17 protein-coding genes and 1 tRNA gene are annotated in these 18899 nt (G+C 67.4%); 8 read left to right on the top strand and 10 right to left on the bottom strand.

What is annotated here, in order from left to right:
• Positions 1–25: 25 nt before the first annotated feature.
• Positions 26–3496: a transcription-repair coupling factor gene (mfd, locus tag CFB34_RS31130; RefSeq protein ID WP_089440314.1), complete on the bottom strand. Its 3471-nt coding sequence runs from the start codon at positions 3494–3496 to the stop codon at positions 26–28.
• Between the two features lie 107 nt (positions 3497–3603).
• On the opposite strand from mfd, the gene ispD reads away from it, so the two are divergent.
• Together ispD and ispF are read left to right on the top strand one after the other, a co-directional pair.
• Positions 3604–4314: a 2-C-methyl-D-erythritol 4-phosphate cytidylyltransferase gene (gene ispD, locus CFB34_RS31135; RefSeq protein WP_089440313.1), complete on the top strand. Its 711-nt coding sequence runs from the start codon at positions 3604–3606 to the stop codon at positions 4312–4314.
• A gap of 28 nt (positions 4315–4342) precedes the next feature.
• Positions 4343–4828, top strand: a complete 486-nt coding sequence (gene ispF / locus CFB34_RS31140; protein ID WP_060057500.1) for a 2-C-methyl-D-erythritol 2,4-cyclodiphosphate synthase — start codon at positions 4343–4345, stop codon at positions 4826–4828.
• Positions 4829–4962: 134 nt separating this feature from the next.
• Here ispF and CFB34_RS31145 read toward each other — a convergent pair whose 3' ends face one another.
• The 4 genes from CFB34_RS31145 to ompR form a co-directional block, all read right to left on the bottom strand.
• Entirely contained in the window at positions 4963–5490 is a 528-nt protein-coding gene (locus CFB34_RS31145) for a carboxymuconolactone decarboxylase family protein (RefSeq protein WP_011352388.1), read from the bottom strand.
• Positions 5491–5566: 76 nt separating this feature from the next.
• Positions 5567–6115 (bottom strand): peroxiredoxin, encoded by a 549-nt coding sequence (locus CFB34_RS31150; protein WP_006478563.1) that lies wholly within the window; start codon positions 6113–6115, stop codon positions 5567–5569.
• 189 nt (positions 6116–6304) lie between these two features.
• Positions 6305–7666, bottom strand: coding sequence for an ATP-binding protein (locus CFB34_RS31155; RefSeq protein WP_043188038.1), 1362 nt, complete (start codon positions 7664–7666; stop codon positions 6305–6307).
• Positions 7667–7706: 40 nt separating this feature from the next.
• Positions 7707–8432 (bottom strand): two-component system response regulator OmpR, encoded by a 726-nt coding sequence (gene ompR / locus CFB34_RS31160; RefSeq protein ID WP_004199523.1) that lies wholly within the window; start codon positions 8430–8432, stop codon positions 7707–7709.
• Between the two features lie 267 nt (positions 8433–8699).
• Between ompR and CFB34_RS31165 the strand changes: the two genes are divergently transcribed.
• The 3 genes from CFB34_RS31165 (at position 8700) to CFB34_RS31175 (ending at position 11901) form a co-directional block, all read left to right on the top strand.
• Entirely contained in the window at positions 8700–8978 is a 279-nt protein-coding gene (locus CFB34_RS31165) for a hypothetical protein (RefSeq protein WP_011352385.1), read from the top strand.
• Positions 8979–9110: 132 nt separating this feature from the next.
• A complete protein-coding gene (locus CFB34_RS31170) occupies positions 9111–10613 on the top strand; it encodes a DUF1800 domain-containing protein (RefSeq protein WP_089440412.1) in 1503 nt (500 codons plus the stop codon).
• Positions 10614–10680: 67 nt separating this feature from the next.
• Entirely contained in the window at positions 10681–11901 is a 1221-nt protein-coding gene (locus CFB34_RS31175) for a DUF1501 domain-containing protein (RefSeq protein ID WP_089440312.1), read from the top strand.
• Positions 11902–11953: 52 nt separating this feature from the next.
• Here the strand turns inward: CFB34_RS31175 and hpnD are convergent, their stop codons facing one another.
• Positions 11954–12787 (bottom strand): presqualene diphosphate synthase HpnD, encoded by an 834-nt coding sequence (gene hpnD, locus CFB34_RS31180; protein WP_089440311.1) that lies wholly within the window; start codon positions 12785–12787, stop codon positions 11954–11956.
• Positions 12788–13022: 235 nt separating this feature from the next.
• Here hpnD and CFB34_RS31185 point away from each other — a divergent pair.
• Both CFB34_RS31185 and CFB34_RS31190 read left to right on the top strand, forming a co-directional pair.
• A tRNA-Leu gene (locus tag CFB34_RS31185) sits at positions 13023–13109 on the top strand.
• 192 nt (positions 13110–13301) lie between these two features.
• Positions 13302–13595, top strand: coding sequence for a hypothetical protein (locus CFB34_RS31190; protein ID WP_089440310.1), 294 nt, complete (start codon positions 13302–13304; stop codon positions 13593–13595).
• A 104-nt stretch (positions 13596–13699) separates the two neighbouring features.
• Here CFB34_RS31190 and CFB34_RS31195 read toward each other — a convergent pair whose 3' ends face one another.
• The 4 genes from CFB34_RS31195 to CFB34_RS31210 form a co-directional block, all read right to left on the bottom strand.
• Positions 13700–13930 carry a hypothetical protein gene (locus CFB34_RS31195; protein WP_089440309.1) on the bottom strand — a complete coding sequence of 77 codons (231 nt, stop codon included), beginning with the start codon at positions 13928–13930 and terminating at the stop codon, positions 13700–13702.
• A 114-nt stretch (positions 13931–14044) separates the two neighbouring features.
• Entirely contained in the window at positions 14045–15154 is a 1110-nt protein-coding gene (locus CFB34_RS31200; protein WP_089440308.1) for a class II histone deacetylase, read from the bottom strand.
• Positions 15155–15170: 16 nt separating this feature from the next.
• Positions 15171–16379, bottom strand: coding sequence for an MFS transporter (locus tag CFB34_RS31205; protein WP_089440307.1), 1209 nt, complete (start codon positions 16377–16379; stop codon positions 15171–15173).
• Between the two features lie 21 nt (positions 16380–16400).
• Positions 16401–17447, bottom strand: coding sequence for a porin (locus tag CFB34_RS31210; protein ID WP_089440306.1), 1047 nt, complete (start codon positions 17445–17447; stop codon positions 16401–16403).
• 303 nt (positions 17448–17750) lie between these two features.
• On the opposite strand from CFB34_RS31210, the gene CFB34_RS31215 reads away from it, so the two are divergent.
• Positions 17751–18896: a helix-turn-helix transcriptional regulator gene (locus CFB34_RS31215; RefSeq protein WP_089440304.1), complete on the top strand. Its 1146-nt coding sequence runs from the start codon at positions 17751–17753 to the stop codon at positions 18894–18896.
• Positions 18897–18899 lie beyond the last annotated feature (3 nt).

An 18899-nucleotide genomic window follows, 5' to 3' on the forward strand; every position in this document is an offset into this window, starting at 1 on the left:
CATCTGCCGCCAGCGCATCAGCGCATCAGCGCACCGCGGCAGCTGCTCCCTGCTTCGGTCCGAGCGCGCGCAGCGTTTCCTTGATCGTCGACACGCGGATCGCGAGATCGGGCGAGCGCGTCTCGATGCGCAGCTTGTCCTGGCCTGCGAGCTTGATGTGCCGATGCTTCTGCACCATCTCGATGATCCGCATCGGATCGATCGGCGGATTCGGCTCGAACTGCAGCCCGATCGCCACCTCGCTCGCATCGATCTTCACGATGCCGAGCGGCTTCGCGGCGATCCGCAGCCGGTGCGTCTCGACGAGCGCGTGCGCCTGCGGCGGCAGCTTGCCGAAGCGGTCGATCAGCTCTTCCTGGATGCCGTCGATCGCGTCGCCGTGCTCGCAGTTCGCGAGACGCTTGTACAGCGACAGCCGCTCCTGCACGTCCGCGCAGTAGTCGGCCGGCAGGATCGCCGGCGCATGCAGGTTGATTTCCGTCGTCGCGGCGAGCGGGGCGGTGAGGTCGGGCTCCTTGCCGTTCTTCAGCGCCTTCACCGCGTCGTTCAGCATGTCCGTATAGAGCTGGAAGCCGATCTCGTGGATTTCGCCGGACTGCTTGTCGCCGAGCACTTCGCCGGTGCCGCGGATCTCGAGGTCGTGCATCGCGAGATAGAAGCCCGAGCCGAGTTCCTCCATCTGCTGGATCGCTTCGAGCCGGCGCTGCGCCTGCTTGGTCAGCGCCTGCGGATCGTGGACCAGCAGGTACGCATACGCCTGGTGGTGCGAGCGCCCGACGCGGCCGCGCAGCTGGTGAAGCTGCGCGAGGCCGAACTTGTCCGCGCGGTGCATGATGATCGTGTTCGCGCTCGGCACGTCGATGCCGGTCTCGATGATGGTCGTGCACAGCAGCACGTTCGCGCGCTGCGCGACGAAGTCGCGCATCACCCGTTCGAGTTCGCGTTCGTGCATCTGGCCGTGCGCGATCACGATGCGTGCCTCGGGTACGAGCGCCTCGAGCATCGCCTTGCGGTTCTCGATCGTCTCGACCTCGTTGTGCAGGAAGTACACCTGGCCGCCGCGCTTCAGTTCGCGCAGCATCGCCTCGCGGATCACGCTTTCCTCCTCGCGGCGCACGAAGGTCTTGATCGCGAGCCGCTTCTGCGGCGCGGTGGCGATGACCGAGAAATCGCGCAGCCCTTCGAGCGCCATCCCGAGCGTACGCGGGATCGGCGTCGCGGTGAGGGTCAGCACGTCGACTTCTGCGCGCAGCGCCTTCAGCGCTTCCTTCTGGCGCACGCCGAAGCGGTGTTCCTCGTCGATGATCACGAGGCCGAGGCGCTTGAACTGCACGTCCGACGACAGCAGCTTGTGCGTGCCGATCACGATGTCGACGCTGCCTTCGTTGATCTGCGCGATCGCGGCGTTGACTTCCTTCGTGGTCTTGAAGCGCGACAGCTCGACGATCCGCACCGGCCAGTCGGCGAAGCGGTCGGCGAAGGTCTGCGTGTGCTGCTCGGCGAGCAGCGTGGTCGGCGACAGCAGCGCGACCTGCTTGCCGCCCAGCACCGCGATGAACGCGGCGCGCAGCGCGACCTCGGTCTTGCCGAAGCCGACGTCGCCGCACACGAGGCGGTCCATCGGCTTGCCGCTCGTCATGTCGCCGATCACGGCGGCAATGGCGGCCGCCTGGTCGGGCGTTTCCTCGAAGCCGAAGCTTTCCGCGAACTTCACGTAGTCGCGCGGATCGAGCGAGAACGCGTGGCCTTCGCGGGCCGCGCGGCGTGCATACAGGTTCAGCAGCTCGGCGGCGGTATCGCGGATCTGCTGCGCGGCCTTGCGCTTCGCGCGTTCCCACTGGCCGGAGCCGAGCGCGTGCAGCGGCGCGCTGTCGGGATCGGCGCCGCTGTAGCGCGAGATCACGTGCAATTGCGCGACCGGCACGTAGAGCTTGCTGTCGCCCGAGTATTCGAGATGCAGGAATTCGGTTTCGCCTTCGCCGAGATCCATCGACACGAGGCCCATGTAGCGGCCGATGCCGTGCTGCGCGTGGACGACCGGGTCGCCCACCTTCAGCTCCGACAGGTCGCGCACCATCGCGTCGACGTTGCTGGCCTGTTCCTGCCGGCGGCGGCCCGCGCGGCGGCCGAGCGCTCCGTACAGTTCGGTTTCGGTGACGACCGCGTAGCCTTCGCCCGGCACCGCGAAGCCGTTCGCGAGCGGCGCGACGCCGAGCGCGAAGCGTTCGTCGCTCTCGAGCCAGCCGGCGAAGTGGTCGTTCGACGCGGGGCGCAGATGGTGTTCGGCGAGCAGTTGCAGGATCGTCTCGCGCCGGCCGGCCGATTCGACCGTCAGCAGCACGCGCTTGCCCGACGATTCGACGAACGTGCGCAGCGACGCGAGCGGATCGTCGGCATGGCGGTCGACGGTGAGCTCGGGCAGCGCCGTCGCCCAGCCGCCGGCCGGCTGCGCGGGCAGCACGACGCGGGCGAACGGCTTCGCGAACGCGAAGAAATCCTCGTCGGACAGGAACAGGCGCTGCGGTTCGAGGATCGGCCGCTCGCGATCGTGCGCGAGGAACGCATGGCGCTGCTTCGTGTCGGCCGTGAAGCGGCGGATCGACGCCTCGAGATCGCCGGTGAACACGAGGTGCGCATCCTGCGGCAGGTAGTGGAACAGCGTGGCGGTTTCGTCGAAGAACAGCGGCAGGTAGTACTCGATGCCGGCCGACGGCACGCCGTTGCCGATGTCCTTGTAGATCGGCGCGCGGCTCGGGTCGCCTTCGAAGGTCTCGCGCCAGCGGCTGCGGAAGGCCGTGCGTGCGGCTTCGTCGAACGGAAACTCGCGGCCGGGCAGGAGGCGCACGTCGCGCACCGGATACAGGCTGCGCTGCGTGTCCGGATCGAACGCGCGGATCGAGTCGACCTGGTCGTCGAACAGGTCGATCCGGTACGGCAGCGGCGAGCCCATCGGATACAGGTCGATCAGCGAGCCGCGTACGCAGTATTCGCCGGGCCGCACGACCTGGCTCACGTGCTCGTAGCCGGCCAGCGTGAGCTGCGCCTTCAGCTTCGCCTCGTCGAGCCGCTCGCCCTGCGCGAATGCGAACGTGTACGCGGCCATGAACGACGCGGGCGGCATCCGGTACAGCGCGGTGGTCGCGGGCACGAGCAGGATGTCGCAGCGGCCCTCGCCGAGGTCGTGCAGCGTGGCCAACCGCTCGGACACGAGATCCTGGTGCGGCGAGAACGTGTCGTACGGCAGCGTTTCCCAGTCCGGCAGCAGGCGCACGCGCGCGTCGGGCGAGAAATAGCGGATTTCCTGCGAGAGCCGCTGCGCGTCGACCGCGTTCGCGCAGATCACCGCGAGGAGCGGCACGTCCTGGCGGTTGTCGGCAAGATAACGGGCGATGGCGAGCGCGTCGGCGGAACCATGCGCGCCGTCGAAGGCGAAACGCTGGCCGGGCTTGACGCGGGCAACGGGCGAGGCGGACGGGGTGGAAGCGTTATCTGGCATAGGGACGACAGGGGTGGCGTGCACGGGCGCATCGCGGTGCGCCGGTCGAGACGAAAGACCTATTATAAAATCCGCTTCTCGATTTCATCTTATCGGCGTTTCCCTTCGTGACCCCCCGACTTTTCGCCCTGATTCCCTGTGCCGGCACCGGTAGCCGTTCCGGCTCGGCCGTGCCGAAGCAATACCGCACGCTGGCCGGCCGCGCGCTGCTGCATTACACGCTTGCCGCGTTCGACGCATGCAGCGAATTCGCGCAGACGCTCGTCGTCCTCGCGCCCGACGATTCCCACTTCGATGCGCGCCGCTTCGCGGGCCTGCGCTTCGCGGTGCGCCGCTGCGGCGGCGGCTCGCGCCAGGCGTCGGTGCTGAACGGGCTGCTCGAACTGGCCGAATTCGGCGCGACCGACCACGACTGGGTGCTGGTGCACGACGCCGCGCGCCCCGGCATCACGCCGGAGCTGATTCGCACGCTCGTCGCGACGCTGAAGGACGATCCGGTCGGCGGCATCGTCGCGCTGCCGGTGGCCGATACGCTCAAGCGCGTGCCGGCCGGCGGCGACGCGATCGCGCGCACCGAGTCGCGTGACGCGCTGTGGCAGGCGCAGACGCCGCAGATGTTCCGCATCGGCATGCTGCGCGAGGCGATCCTGCGCGCGCAGCGCGAAGGGCACGACCTGACCGACGAGGCGAGTGCGATCGAATGGGCCGGCCATACGCCGCGCGTCGTGCAGGGCAGCCTGCGCAATTTCAAGGTCACGTACCCGGAAGATTTCGCGCTCGCGGAAGCGATCCTCGCGCGCGCCACGAACGCTTCCTGACTTTCACCCCCTCACAATCGGAATACGCATGGATTTCAGAATCGGACAAGGCTACGACGTGCACCAGCTCGTCGAGGGGCGCCCCCTCATCATCGGCGGCGTGACGATTCCGTACGAACGCGGCCTGCTCGGCCACTCGGATGCGGACGTGCTGCTGCACGCGATCACCGATGCGCTGTTCGGCGCGGCGGCGCTCGGCGACATCGGCCGCCACTTCTCCGACACGGACGCGGCGTTCAAGGGCGCCGACAGCCGCGTGCTGCTGCGCGAGTGCGCCGCACGCATCAAGGCGGCCGGTTTCACGATCCAGAACGTCGACAGCACCGTGATCGCCCAGGCGCCGAAGCTGGCGCCGCATATCGACGGGATGCGCGCGAACATCGCGGCCGATCTCGGGCTGCCGCTCGATCGCGTGAACGTGAAGGCGAAGACCAACGAGAAGCTCGGCTATCTCGGCCGCGGCGAGGGGATCGAGGCGCAGGCCGCCGCGCTGCTGATGAAGCAGGGCGGCTGACGCCCGGCTGCGGCGGCGCACGGTTCGCCCGCCGCACCGCGCTGCGGAAATGAAAAATGCCACGCGGATGCGTGGCATTTTCGTTTGGCGCGGCGACCGGGCCGGCGCGGCTGCCGGCCGGGTGAGGCGACCGCTTATTCGCCTTCCGCGGCGATCACTTGCGCGGCGGCGTTGATCACCGACGCGATACGGCCGACGTCGCGCAGCTGCGTGACGGTCATCCCTTGCTCGTTCTTCAGCAGCGCATAGTGCGACTTCACGCAGAAGTGGCACTTGCCGACGATCGACGCGGCGAGCGCGTACATCTCGAACTTGCGCTTGTCGACGCCGCCGTGCGTCGCATACGCGCCCATCCGCAGCTCGGCGCGTTGCGTCTTCAGGTCGGCATCGTCGGCCATCTCGACATACGGATACCAGGTGTTGTTCATCCCCATCAGCGCGGCTGCCGTCAGCACGGCGTTCGTCTCTTCCGGCGACAGGACACCCGCTTCGCGGATCGTCTTGATGAGCACCGTGCTCTTCGCCGCGATGGCCGCCGCCAGCGCGACGCCGACCGCGTCGGTGCCTTCGAGCGACGAGCGCGAGATCGTGCCGTCGAGGTTCAGGCGAATGTCTTTCGCGTAGTCGGGAATACGTGCCTTAATCGAATCGATGAATTCCATTGATATCTCCTATGGGTTGGCCGTTAAAAAAGCCCGCAGGCAGGATGTGCGCCGCGGGCTTCGTGCATCGATGCGCTTACAGCGTTGCGCCGCCGACTGCACGGTTGCACGGGCACAGTTCGTCCGTTTGCAGGCCGTCCAGAATCCGCAGGACTTCTTCCGGGCTGCGGCCGACGTTCAGGTTGTTCACCGAAACGTGCTGGATCGTGTTGTCCGGATCGACGATGAACGTCGCACGCAGGGCCACGCCGGCTTCCTTGTCGCGCACGCCGAGCTGGTCGATCAGCTCGCCCTTGACGTCGCCGAACGAGTAGTGGTTCAGCTTGTCGAGGTCCTTGTGCTCACGGCGCCATGCGAGCTTGACGAACTCGTTGTCCGAGCTGCCGCCCAGCAGGACGGCATCGCGCTCTTCGAACTGCTTCGTGAGCTTCGCGAATTCGACGATTTCCGTCGGGCACACGAACGTGAAATCCTTCGGATAGAAGTAGATGATCTTCCACTTGCCCGGGAACGACGCTTCGGTGACGGTCTCGAACGCCGACTGGCCGTTTTCCTCGTGATTGTTGAAGCCCGGCTTCGCGGCTACGACGGTGAAAGCTTCGAGTTTATCGCCCACGGTTTTCATGCGGATACTCCTGTATGAGTTGGGAAGAAGACTGAGTCAAGCTACCTCGGTGCTGCAACGATGATGTGACAGCATGGGCAAAACTATAACACTATTAGTTAGTCGCTTCAATAGATTTTGACTAACAAGCCTCATAGCTTTTTTCAACCGGATCGATAGTGTGCAGCGCAAGCAGCGTGCGCGAGCGCGTCACGCAGTCGCACGCGCCTTGCCGGCGCCGGGGAATTCGAGCGTGACTTCGAGGCCCGCTTCCGGGTTGCGGTTGCGCAGCCGCAGCGCGCCGCGATAGCGGCCGACGAGACGCAGCACGATCGCCATCCCGAGGCCCGTGCCGTCCGCCTTGGTGCGGGCGGTATCGACGCGGTAGAACGGCCGCATCACGAGCGGCAACTGATCCTCCGGGATGCCGGGGCCTTCGTCGCTCACCGACAGCTCGACGCGCGCATGCGATACGCGTGTCTCGAGCGTGATGCGCGACACGCCGTCCTGCTTGCTCTGGCCGTACTTGCGCGCGTTCTCGACGAGGTTGCCGATCACGCGGCGCATGTCGGTCTCGTCGGCTTCGATCACCGCGCTCGGCGCGAGCCGCGTGCGGATCTCGACGCCGTCCTCGCCCGACACGCGGGCGGCGACTTCCTGCGCGATCGACGACAGGTCGACGGGCTCGGGCTTGCGTTGCGACGGGCGGGCGTAGTCGATGAAGGCCGCGATGATGCGATCCATCTGCTCGATGTCGTCGACCATCGCGTCCTTGGTCGCCTGGTCGGACGGGCTCATCTCGGTTTCGAGCCGCAGCCGCGCGAGCGGGGTGCGCAGGTCGTGCGAGATGCCCGCGAGCATCAGCGCGCGGTCGGCCTCGAGCTGTTCGAGGTCGCGCACCATCTGGTTGAAGCTGCGATTGGTGTCGGCCGCGACGCCCATCCCGCGCTCGGGCAGCAGCTCGGGTGTCTGGCCCGAGCCGATCTGCCGCGCGGCGAGCGCGAGCCGCGAGAACGGCCGGTTCACCAGACTGGTGATGAACGCGGAGCCGAATAGCGACAACGCGAGCGCGAACAGCCCCCAGCCGGCCCACTGCAGGCCCGTGACGTTGTCGAGCTGGTCGCGGTCGAGCGCGACCCAGTAATCGTCGTCGTCGATCTTGAAGCTGATCCACACGCCGGGAATGTCGTTCACCGACTGGGCGATCACGGTATCGTCGCCGAGGCGGCTGCGGATGTCGTGTTCGATCAGGCGGTTCAGCGATTCATCGGGCTGCAGCTTGAACTTGTCGGTCTTCTCGCGCGGGTAAACGCGCACGCCCTCGTTGCTCTCGAGATCCTGCAGCAGCGCGCGCCGCAAATCGGGATCGGAATAGAGCAGGGCGGTGCGCGTGAGCTTCACGATCGCGACGAGCTGGAGAGCCACGCGCTGCGCACGCGGCTCGCGCTCGATCACGCGAAAGCTCTGGAACCACGCGGCGAGACTGACCGAGATCAGCAGCGCGATCAGCAGGAAGGTGCGCCAGAACAGCCCGCCGAACGCGAGCTGCAGGAGGCGCCGGTCGATACGCATGGGACGGGCCGAGGGCGGGCGAAACCGGAAAGGAAAAAGATCAGGCGGCGCCGTCCGGGATGAACACGTAGCCGAGGCCCCAGACGGTCTGGATGAAACGCGGGCTGCCCGGATCCGGTTCGATCAGCTTGCGCAGGCGCGAGATCTGCACGTCGAGGCTGCGGTCGAACACTTCGTATTCACGGCCGCGTGCGAGCTCCATCAGCTTCTCGCGCGACAGCGGCTGGCGCGGATGACGCGCGAACACCTTCAGCACCGAGAATTCGCCGGTGGTGAGCGGAATTTCCTGGCCGGATTTCGTCAGCGTGCGCGTCGCGAGGTTCAGCGAGAACTCGCCGAATTCGAACACCTCGGTGGTTTCCGACGGCGCGCCCGGCAGTTCGGCCGGCGCCTGGCGGCGCAGCACCGCGTGAATGCGCGCCACGAGTTCGCGCGGGTTGAACGGCTTCGGCAGGTAATCGTCGGCGCCCATCTCGAGGCCGACGATGCGATCCACGTCCTCGCCCTTCGCGGTGAGCATGATGATCGGCGTACGGTCGTTGCTGCCGCGCAGGCGGCGGCAGATCGACAGGCCGTCTTCGCCCGGGAGCATCAGGTCGAGCACGAGCAGGTCGAAACGCTCGCGTACCCAGAGCTTGTTCATTGCAGTCGCGTTTTCCGCGACGTAGACATTGAAACCCTGCTCGCCGAGATAGCGGCGCAGCAGATCGCGCAGGCGCGGGTCGTCGTCGACGACGAGAATCTTGGAGGGGTTTTTCGTTTCCATGATCGGCATCTTATCGCGAATGGGAATTGACGCACGGCCGTGAATTTTCGTGCGTTACAGTCGGTTACAAAATTTACCCGTAGTGTCGCGCCGAGTAAAGGCAGGCTATAGAGATTCCTTTACTCGAAGCCGAAATTCGGTAGATACTCCCCTGCACTCCATCATTCATCTTTGCACACCCGAATTCCGCAGGGTTTTTCAAGTACCAGAGGTAGCCGGTTGCCGCGTGACGAAGGGAACAAATCGACCAAAGAAGCGAGGACGGTCATGCGATCTGCCCGGATTGCACTGATGCTGACGATCGCGCTTGCCGGTCCGTATGCGTCGAACTTCGCGTATGCGCAGCGCCCCGAGCAGGGCGCATCGTCGCGCAAGCTGCCGCGCGGCAAAGCGCCGCAGTCCGATCGTACCGCCGAGATGACGGTCCGTTCCGCCGTGCCTCCCGATCTCGAACAGCGCCGCCGCGACGGGCACATGACGCCCGAGGAACGCCACCTTTTGCGCCAGCACATCGAGGACGCCGTTCGCGAGCTGTACAAGCGCTGACACGTCGTCTTTCTCCCTGCGCGGAATTCACCGCGCGGAAAAGTTTCGTAGCAATTTTTCCGTCAACTTTCGCCTGCCGATTGCCGTTGTACCGGCATCCGCACCGCCGGTGCGCTCCGGGAGTCCATGACGATGAAAGCGAACGCTGCCGCACCGGCGCCGTCGCCCGCCATGCAGTCGCCGCTCGACGCCGACGATGCATTGTTTTTCCTGAGTCGTACCGGTTTTTCTCCCGCGCCCGCCGATGTCGCGCGCGTCGTCGGCATGACGCGCGCGCAAGTCGTGGCCGACACGCTCGGCAACGTTCGCCGCGACCCCGTCACGACCTGGCCCGACTGGATCGCCGAGTTGCCGCCGACGCGCGCGCAGCGCCAGGCGCTGACGCCCGACATGCGGCGCGACGAGCAGCGCGAGCGCAACGTTCGATACGATGCGCTGCGCGCGGCGTGGGTCAACGAGATGATCGTCACGCCGTCGCCGCTCACCGAGCGCATGACGCTGTTCTGGCACGGGCACTTCACGTCGGGGCAGGACAAGGTGCCTTACCCGCAGACGATGGCGGCGCAGAACGCGCTGTTTCGCCGCGAGGCGCTCGGCAACTTCGGCGTGCTGCTGCATGCGGTCGCGAAGGATCCGGCGATGCTGCAGTACCTCGATGGCGCGAGCAATCGCAAGGGGCGCCCGAACGAGAATTTCGCGCGCGAGGTGATGGAGCTGTTCACGCTCGGCGAAGGGCATTACACGCAATACGACGTGACCGAAGCCGCGCGTGCGATGACGGGCTGGACGGTCGATCCCGATACGTATCGCTTCGAGGTGCGGCCGGATCTGCACGACGCAGGCGACAAGACGATCCTCGGTGAAACGGGGCCATTCGACGGCGACGGCTTTCTCGACATCCTGCTGAAGCGGCCCGGCACCGCGCGCTTCATCGCGGGCAAGCTGTGGCGCGAGTTCGTGTCGGATACGCCCGACCCGGCGGCGCTCGATGCGGTGGCCGAACGGTTTCGCTCGAGCGGCTACGACATTCGCGCGGCGCTCGCCGCGCTGTGGTCGACCGACGCCTTCTGGGATCCGCGCAACCGCGGCGTGCTCGTCAAGTCGCCGGCGGAATTCGTCGTCGGGTCGGTGCGGCTGTTCGACGTGTCATACGGCGATCCGCAGATGCTCGCGAACACCGTGCGCACGCTCGGGCAGAACCTGTTCTATCCGCCGAACGTGAAGGGTTGGCCGGGCGGCGCGCTATGGATCAACAGCACCACGCTGCTCGCGCGCAAGCAGTTCGTCGAGCAACTGTTCCGCGCGACGGAGACGGCCGGCATGCACCCGCCGGCGCATGCGATGGTGCCGCCGCCGAATGCCCGTGCGCATGCGATGCCGGTGGTCGAGACGGCATCCGCCGCCGGCATGCACGCAACGCCCGCCAAGCCTGCGCGCGCGGGCCTGCGATTCGACCTCGAACGCTGGCTGGCGCAATATCGCGCGCGGCCGCAGGCGATCGCCGGTTTGTCGACCGAGCTTCAGTTGCAACACGCGGTGCTGCAGCTGTCGCCGGTCGCGGCGATCGACACGGATTCGACCGGCAGCGCGTATCTCGAGGCGCTGCTGATGGATCCGGCCTATCAACTGAAATGATTCGAACGACGATGAAGCAGGGTGCCGGTGCGGCAACGATGCCGGGCGGCGAACCAAAGGATGCGCGATGAACCGACGTGATTTTCTGACGCTGACGGGCGCCGCGGCCGCGGCCGGCGTGTCGATGTGGCAGGCGCCTGCGATGGCGGCTTCCGTGGCGCAGGCGGGGCGCCCATCGGCGGCCGGGTACGCGAACGTGCTGATCCTCGTCGAGCTGAAGGGCGGCAACGACGGCCTCAACACGGTGGTGCCGTATGCAGACCCGCTGTATTACCAGTTCCGCCGCAGCATCGGCATCAAGCGCGAGCAGGTGCTGCAACTCGACGCGCACACGGGCCTGCATCCGTCGCTCGCGCCGCTGATGCCGCTGTGGCGCGACGGGCAGGTCGCGGTCGTGCAGGGCGTCGGCTATCCGCAGCCGAACCTGTCGCATTTCCGCTCGATCGAGATCTGGGATACCGCGTCGCGCTCGGATCAATATCTGCACGAAGGCTGGCTGACGCGCACGTTCGCGCAGGCGCCCGTGCCGCCCGGTTTCGCCGCCGACGGCGTCGTGCTCGGCAGCGCCGAGATGGGGCCGCTCTCGAACGGGGCGCGTGCGATCGCGCTCGTCAATCCCGCGCAGTTCATTCGTGCGGCCCGGCTTGCCGAGCCGTCGTCGCTGCGCGAACAGAACCCCGCGCTCGCCCACATCATCGACGTCGAGAACGACATCGTGAAGGCGGCTGACCGGCTGCGTCCGCGCGGCGGGATGCGTGAATTCAGGACGGCCTTTCCGGCCGGCGCGTTCGGCACGTCGGTCAAGACCGCGATGCAGGTGCTGGCCGCGTGCGAAGCGTCCGGGCCGGGTGCGCAGGATGGTGTCGCGGTGCTGCGCCTGACGCTCAACGGCTTCGATACGCACCAGAACCAGCCGGGGCAGCAGGCCGCGCTGCTCAAGCAGTTCGCGGAAGGGATGAGCGCGATGCGCGGCGCGTTGATCGAACTCGGGCGCTGGAACCAGACGCTCGTGATGACGTATGCGGAATTCGGGCGGCGCGTGCGCGAGAACCAGAGCAACGGTACCGATCACGGCACGGCCGCGCCGCATTTCGTGATGGGCGGCCGCGTGGCCGGCGGGCTGTACGGTGCGCCGCCGGCGCTCGGGCGGCTCGACGGCAACGGCAACCTGCCGGTCGCGGTCGATTTCCGCCAGCTCTACGCGACCGTGCTCGGGCCGTGGTGGGGGCTCGATTCGACGCGCGTGCTGCAGCAGCGCTTCGACACGCTGCCGTTGTTGAAGGCGTGAGGCGTGAGGCGTGAGGCGTGAGGCGTGAGGCGTGAGGCGTGAGGCGTGAGGATCAGCGGCGGCGCGCGGCGCGCCACGCGATCCACAGCTTGCGGATCGGCGTCAGCGCGATGCGCTGATGCAGCACCTGGTAGCCGTCCCGCTCGATTTCGTCGAGCAGCGAGCCGGCCAGTGCGATCTGCGCGCGCAGCGTGCGCTGGGCGCGGCGTTCGGATGCCGGGATCGCCGCTTCGGCGGCCACGAGTGCTTCGCGCGCGCGGGCCGTCTGGAATTGCAGCAATTCGGTGAAGGCAGGGCTGTAGCGGCGGTTCAGCAGATCGGCCGCGGTCACGTTGTAGCGCTGCAGTTCGTCGATCGGCAGGTAGATGCGGCCGTGGCGTGCATCGTTGCCGAGATCCTGCACGAACTGCGCGAGCATCAGCGCGCGGCCGGCATCCGCGGCCCACGGTTGCGGGTCCGCCGGGTTTGCGGAACTGGCGCGCGCGACCAGAGATGCGAAGGTGCCGCCGACCTGCGCGATATAGCGCTGCAGGTTCGCCAGATCGAGGTAGCGCGCCTGTTCGAGATCCATCCCGTAGCCGTTGACGAGCGTGCGCAATGCATCGGCCTCGGCGGCGATCGCCGGATGATGCTGCGCGAGCGCCTTCGTGACCGGGTGCGACGGCTGCCCGTCGGCCAGCGCCGCGAGTTCCTTGTGCCACCACGCGAGCTTCGTGTGTCCGACGGTCGGGTCGCTGGTTTCCTTGACGGTTTCCTCGAGTTCACGGCGCAGCGCGAACAGCGCGGTCAGGCGCGGCTGCGTGGCGGGCGGCGCCTGACGCAGTGCGTAGTAGACGCTGGAGCCCGCAGGGGCGGCCTTTTGCTGACAGTAGTCGTCGAAGTTCACGGGCGGAATCGTGTGGGGGCGGGTTCGGGGGACGCGCGGCGGCGCGGTGCCGAAACGTCGAGCGCGGCATTCTAGCACCGCTGCACGACGGGTGCCGGCAGGGGCGAGACAAGCCGGCGCGGATCGGGTAGAATCTCGCGCTCGCCTGATCGGGCGTGCCGGTTACAAGCCGGCGCGATGTCCCGGGCGCGTGGTCACGCATCTTTCGTGCCGCGTGGCCAGGCAACAGAAATGCGCGTGAGTGGCGAAATTGGTAGACGCACCAGGTTTAGGTCCTGACGCCCGCAAGGGTGTGCCGGTTCGAGTCCGGCCTCACGCACCAGAAGTCGAATGCGCCTCAATCAGGGGCCGTTCACCCAAAAGCGCTGTCGGTCGATTGACCGCAGCGCTTTTTTGTTGATGGCGGTGTGGCTCCCGGCACGCGAGCCGAGCAAGCGGTGCGCGAATATTCGTGCCGCGTGTAATATCGTGTTCGCTTCCCCTATAAGAAACACAATTACGCCGAGGATCAACGATGAAAAACGTACGCATTCCGATTTCCGTACTGGCGCTGATGCTGGTCGCGCCGGCCTTTGCCAATACGCCGGCGGAGAACATTGCGTGGAGCGCCCGGCCCCTGCAGACCGTTGCATCGACGTCGTCGGCGTGCTCCGCGTATTCGGGGCGCGTGATGTCGAGCGGCGACACGTTCTCTACGGAAAACGTGCTGAAAGCGCTTGGCACGTCGCTGGCCGGCGCCGCGCTGGGCGCCGTCACGGGTGGATATCAGGGCGCAGCCCCCAATCCGTGTGCCCGACCGGGCCTGTGACCGGCCCGCAAGCGCACCGCGGGAATTCTCGCCTCATCTGAAACAAGCCGGATACCAGCGCCGCGCGTCGCCCGACCCGCGGCGCTGCGTCATTTGACGCGCACCTATTCCCAGAAGCTCCGGATCGCGACCGCCACGATCACCGGCACCGAGAACACCAGCGGGATCGCGAAATATTGCGCTTCGCGATCGACGACCCAGCTATAGATCACCCACGCGGCGCCGATCGCGAACGTGATGAGGCCGACCGTCACGGCGGCGATGTTCAGGACCAGCTTCGAAGGCTGGCGGCGCGTCTTGGCATCGTCATTGTGATCGCGCGGGGACGATTTCATCGGAAGAGTGCGGCTTCGTGCCGGAACGGGGATAAAGGCACAGGAAACCCCATCCGCACCGATCGCGCAAGAGGGCCGGCGTCGGCCGGCCCTCGTCGCGTCCGCCGGCGCGCGCTACAACCCGAACGACGTAGCCAGTTCGTCGAGCAATTCGCGCTGGAACGCAACGAACCGCGCACCCGGCTGCTGCGCGATCGCGAGCTCGAGCATCGGATCGGCGACGTCGGTGCGAACGCCCGCCAGCGCCTCGACGATCGCGAGCCCGCAGAACGGCACGTACGCCTCCGAATAGCCGCCTTCGTGAACGATCACGAGCCGCCCGCCGCAATGGCGTTGCGCAGCCTCCTTCACCGCACGCGTCATGAACCGGTAGCTGTCGGTATGCAACTGCATGCGCGCGAGCGGATCGACCGCGCTTGCGTCGAGCCCGCTCGCGACGATGATGAGCTCGGGCCGGAAACGCTCCAGCGCCGGCAGCACGATTCGTTCGAACGCGTAGCGATATGCATCGTCGCCACTGCCCGCGAGCAGCGGCACGTTCAGGTTCGCGCCGACGCCTGCGCCTTCGCCGCGGTCGTCGGCGCCGCTGTAGCCGGGCGGGAAGCAGCGATCCTGGTGCAGCGAGATCGTCAGCGTGTCCGGATCGTCGTAGTAGATCGACTGCGTGCCGTTGCCGTGGTGCACGTCCCAGTCGATCACCGCGACGCGCTCGATGCCGTGTTTCGCGCGGGCGGCCTCGATCGCGATCGGGATGTTCGCCAGCAGGCAGAAACCCATCGGGCGATCGCGCAGGCAATGATGGCCGGGCGGCCGCGACAGCGAGAAGGCGTTTGCCGCACGTTCGCCGAGGACCGTATCGACGGCCGCGATCGCGAGTCCGGCCGACAGCGCAGCGATCTCGTAGCTGCCCTTGCCGAACGGCGCGAGGTCGCCGAGGTCGCCGCCGTTCGCGTCGCTGAGTGCGCGGAACGCGTCGAGATAGTGTGCGGGGTGAATGCGCAGCAGGTCGGCGGTCGAGGCCGGCTCGGCGCCGCGCAGGTCGAGCTGCGCGGCCAGGCCCGAGGCCAGCACGAGCGACAGGAAACGGCGCTTCGAGTCGGGCGATTCCGCGTAGCCCGCGCTCGACGGCGGCTGGACCCAGCCGCCGACCGGGAAGAACAGCGCGTGCGTGCCGCCGGTGTGCCAGAAAGTGCGTTCGTCGGTGAAGAAGGCAGTGCGATTCATGGATGTGCGTGACCTGTCACGGGTGGGTGGAAATGGAGGCGCGCGTGCGGCGGTCGATGTGGCGCAGCGCGGCGAACGACACGATCGCGACGGCTGTCGCGGCCGTGAACAGCACGCGCATCGTGCCGCCGGCGTCGAGCATCAGCCCGGCGAGCAACGGGCCGGCCGCGAGGCCCGCGCCGATCACGAAATTGAGCGTGGCCACGAGGCGGCCCGACGTGTCGATCTGCGCGACGGTCGCGAGGATGAACGGCAACACGAACGTCCACGCGAACTTGAACGCGAAGATCGCCGCGCTGTAGCCGCCTGCATGCCGCATCACCGCGAGCGCGACGAGCGAGGCCGCCAGCAACGCGTAACCGGCCGCGAGCATCGCGCGCCGCGCGAGCCGGCCGCCTGCGCACGACGCGAGCGCCGCACCGGCGATGCCCATCACGCTTGCGATCGCGAGTACGTTGCCGGTCGACTGCGGATCGAGCCCGGCTTCGGTCGCGGCGCGGCTTGCGAACGTCCACACGCTGCCGATCGCGAGATAGAACGTGAGCACCGCGCCGATCGCGAGTACGACGAAGCTTTGCGGTGTCTGCGCCGCAGCGTTGCGCGCGTTCTGCGCGGGTGCGGCCCGCGTGCCCAGCGTGGACGGAAAGCCGCGCGACAGCGGCGCCGCGAACAGCGCGAGCGCGGCGAGCGCGATATACAGCGCGCGCAACCCGAACGCCGCGAACACATGCGGCAGCACGAACAGGCCGATTGCACCGGCGATCAACTGGCCGACGACCCACAGGCCATACACGCGGTCGCTGTTCTCGCTCGTCGCGGCGCTCGTCATGCAGAGCACCATCAGCGAGCCGCCGCCGAGCGCGGTGACGGCGCGCAGCGCGAGCAGCGCGACGAAACCCGGCATCCACAGTGCGGTCAGCAGGTTGCCCGCGCCGAACAGCGCGATGGCGAATGCGGCGACGCGGCGCGCGTCGACCCGGCCGAGCCACAGGTACGACGGCACGGTTGCGAGACTGAACGCACCGAGTTCGACGAAGAAGTAAGTGCCGATCTGCGACGCGGACAGCCCGAGCTGCGTCGCGAGCTGGCCCGCGACGGCGGGTGCCACGAGCAGCAGCAGCGGCGTGATGGCCGCGAACACGACGAGCGCGACGAGCGTCGAGCGCGCGAAGGTCGATGCGCGGCCGTCGGACGGGAGTGCGGCATCCGGTGAAAGGGTTTTCATGGCGGGTTCTCGCGTGGGGAATCAGAACAGGTGGTACATGCCGACCATCGCGCCGAACTGCGATGCGCCGGCGAGCGGCGTCGGGTCGTATTCGTAGACGGTCTGCGAACTCTGGCCGCTGTTGCGTGCGTAGCCGAGGTTCACGTAGGCGACGGTGCGTTTCGACAGCGCGTACGTGGTGCTCGCGATGAACAGCGTCGGGTGGCCGATTGCCGGTGTGCGCGAGTCGGTGTGGTAGACGCCCGCGTTCAGGCCGATCTCGCTCGACATCTGGTAGCGCGCACCGCCCCAGACGATCGTGCGTGCCGCGTCGAGGTCGCCTGTCAGGCGTTCGACGCCTGCATAGACGGTGAGCGGCAGTGTGGCGAACGCGTAGCGCGCGGCGAGCGTGCCGAGTTCGCGGCGGCGCGCCGACGTGTCGTCGGCCGCCGAAACATCGCCGTGAGCCTGATGCAGTACCGCGCTGACCGACAGGCCGTTGCTCGTGAACTGGCCGCCGAGTTCGAGCACGCGTCCGGCGCGTGTATTGCCGGCGACGCCGGATGTCGCGGCAAGCGCCTCCACGTCGAAGCCGGCGAACGTCGGCGACTGGTACTTGACCGAGTGGTCGATGAAGTTCGCGTTCAGCGGCACGATGACGCCCTGGCCGCTGTACGACGCATACCAGAGCGGGTCGTAGAACAGCGTCTTGTCGAACAGCACGCTGAACTGCCGGCCGAGCGTGACGGTGCCGACGGGCCCGGCGATGCCAACGTATGCGCCGCGGAAGAAGGCATAGCCGGGCACGGTCGCGGTGCCGTCGTTGAGGTTGAGACCCTGTTCGAGCTTGAACAGCGCACGCCAGCCGCCGCCGAGATCTTCGTGACCTTTCAGCCCGATCTGCGAAGGGAGGATGCCGTAGTTCTGCAACTGCACGGCCGAGTGGTGCCCGTCGGCGTGCGTCAGGTATTGCACGCCGGCGTCGAGCGCGCCGTACAGCGTGAGACTCGTCTGCGCGTGCGCGGCAGCGCCGCACGCGGCAAATGTCGCGACGGCCGCGGCCGTGCGGATGAAGCGGGGTTTCGTCACGTGGGATTCTCCATACCGTCCTGCATCGGTGTGTCGTTGGTGTTGTCGCGACGCAGTGTCCGCAGCGGGAAAACCGTCGAACAGTCGTACAGATGAACGGGGTGGAAAACCCGGGGTGCGCGGCACGCAAGCGGCGAGTAGCCGTCGCGCGGCGTGCTGCGGAGCAGCAACGTGCCGTGCACCGTTCAAATGGATGGGGCTGGCGCCCGTTCCGGAACCGTGGCCCGTCAAAAAAGCCGATCGCTATAATCGGCCGGTGTCGTTGCGCACATCAGCAGCCCGGATCGGGCAGGGGAGCGGAAGGTGAGGATCACGACGGATTTCGGGCAGGATCTCGATGCGCTGCGTGACGTGCCGGCCGCCATCGTGCTCGACGACTTCGCGTGGCCGCCGCTGCCCGCCCGGCGCGCCGATTTCGACGGCGTCACGCGCGGCGACGCATCGCAGCGCGAACTCGGGCTGATGCTGCTCGACCTGTACGCGGTTGCTGCCCGGTCCGGCATCGGCGAATTCGAATACCGGTTCTTTTCGCTGTTGCAGGCGCTCATCCCGTTCGACGCCGCATGGACGGGCGTCGCGACCCACGTGCCGACCGGCCCGGTGATGCACAACAGCTTCCTGTACCGTCTGCCGCACGCGTTCTTCAGCGACTGGAAGCGCGTGCGCGATTGCGACCCGCTCGCGCGCCGCACGCTGCGCGGCGCGTATGGCCATGCGGTGCGGTTGTCGGTCGTCGAACCGGGGCTCGATGCCCGGTTTCGCGACTGGTGCGTGAAGTACGGGCTCGCACAATTGATGTGCGTGTGCACGCTCGATCGCCGGTTCGGCCTGACGACGTTCATGTCGATCTACCGCCAGGGCCTGAATCGCCCGTTCAGCGATGACGATGCACGCCGCTTCGAGGAAGTGATTCCGCATCTCGCGGCGGCGCTGACGATCAATCGCGCCGCGCAGCTCACGCGCGAACGCGGTGAAACGGTCGCACCGGCGGCGCGTGCACTGTGCGACAACTTCGGCGTGCTTCACCATGCCGATCACGGTTTCGACGACGTGCTGCGCACCGAATGGCCGGCATGGGCCGGTGCACGCGTGCCGGAGCCGCTCGTCGCGCATTTGCGGCGACAGCCGGGCCAGCCGTTCGTCGGCGAGGCGCTGCGAATCCAGTGCGTGCCGGTTGCGGGGCTGTTCCAGATCGAGGCGCGGCCGCGCTCGCTGCTCGACCGGCTGAGCCCGCGCGAGCTCGCGGCGATCCGCTATTACGGCGCAGGGCGCTCGCACAAGGAAGTCGCGCAACAGATGGCGATTTCGCCGACGACCGTGCGCCACTACCTGCGCTGCGCATACCGCAAGCTCGGCATGCACGACAAGAGCCAGATCGCCGGCGTGCTCGGCGCGACGGGCAGCGCGGCCGACGACGAGCCGCTGGAAGCCGGTGGCGAGCCGCGCTGAGTT

Origin of the sequence: Burkholderia sp. HI4860 (assembly GCF_002223045.2) — a bacterium.
Lineage (GTDB): Bacteria > Pseudomonadota > Gammaproteobacteria > Burkholderiales > Burkholderiaceae > Burkholderia.

Coding starts and splice junctions, on each gene's coding strand:
- mfd (WP_089440314.1), bottom strand. CDS start 3,496: ATGCCAGATAACGCTTCCACCCCGTCCGCCTCGCCCGTTGCCCGCGTC.
- ispF (WP_060057500.1), top strand. CDS start 4,343: ATGGATTTCAGAATCGGACAAGGCTACGACGTGCACCAGCTCGTCGAG.
- CFB34_RS31145 (WP_011352388.1), bottom strand. CDS start 5,490: ATGGAATTCATCGATTCGATTAAGGCACGTATTCCCGACTACGCGAAA.
- CFB34_RS31150 (WP_006478563.1), bottom strand. CDS start 6,115: ATGAAAACCGTGGGCGATAAACTCGAAGCTTTCACCGTCGTAGCCGCG.
- CFB34_RS31155 (WP_043188038.1), bottom strand. CDS start 7,666: ATGCGTATCGACCGGCGCCTCCTGCAGCTCGCGTTCGGCGGGCTGTTC.
- ompR (WP_004199523.1), bottom strand. CDS start 8,432: ATGGAAACGAAAAACCCCTCCAAGATTCTCGTCGTCGACGACGACCCG.
- CFB34_RS31165 (WP_011352385.1), top strand. CDS start 8,700: ATGCGATCTGCCCGGATTGCACTGATGCTGACGATCGCGCTTGCCGGT.
- CFB34_RS31170 (WP_089440412.1), top strand. CDS start 9,111: ATGAAAGCGAACGCTGCCGCACCGGCGCCGTCGCCCGCCATGCAGTCG.
- CFB34_RS31175 (WP_089440312.1), top strand. CDS start 10,681: ATGAACCGACGTGATTTTCTGACGCTGACGGGCGCCGCGGCCGCGGCC.
- CFB34_RS31190 (WP_089440310.1), top strand. CDS start 13,302: ATGAAAAACGTACGCATTCCGATTTCCGTACTGGCGCTGATGCTGGTC.
- CFB34_RS31195 (WP_089440309.1), bottom strand. CDS start 13,930: ATGAAATCGTCCCCGCGCGATCACAATGACGATGCCAAGACGCGCCGC.
- CFB34_RS31200 (WP_089440308.1), bottom strand. CDS start 15,154: ATGAATCGCACTGCCTTCTTCACCGACGAACGCACTTTCTGGCACACC.
- CFB34_RS31205 (WP_089440307.1), bottom strand. CDS start 16,379: ATGAAAACCCTTTCACCGGATGCCGCACTCCCGTCCGACGGCCGCGCA.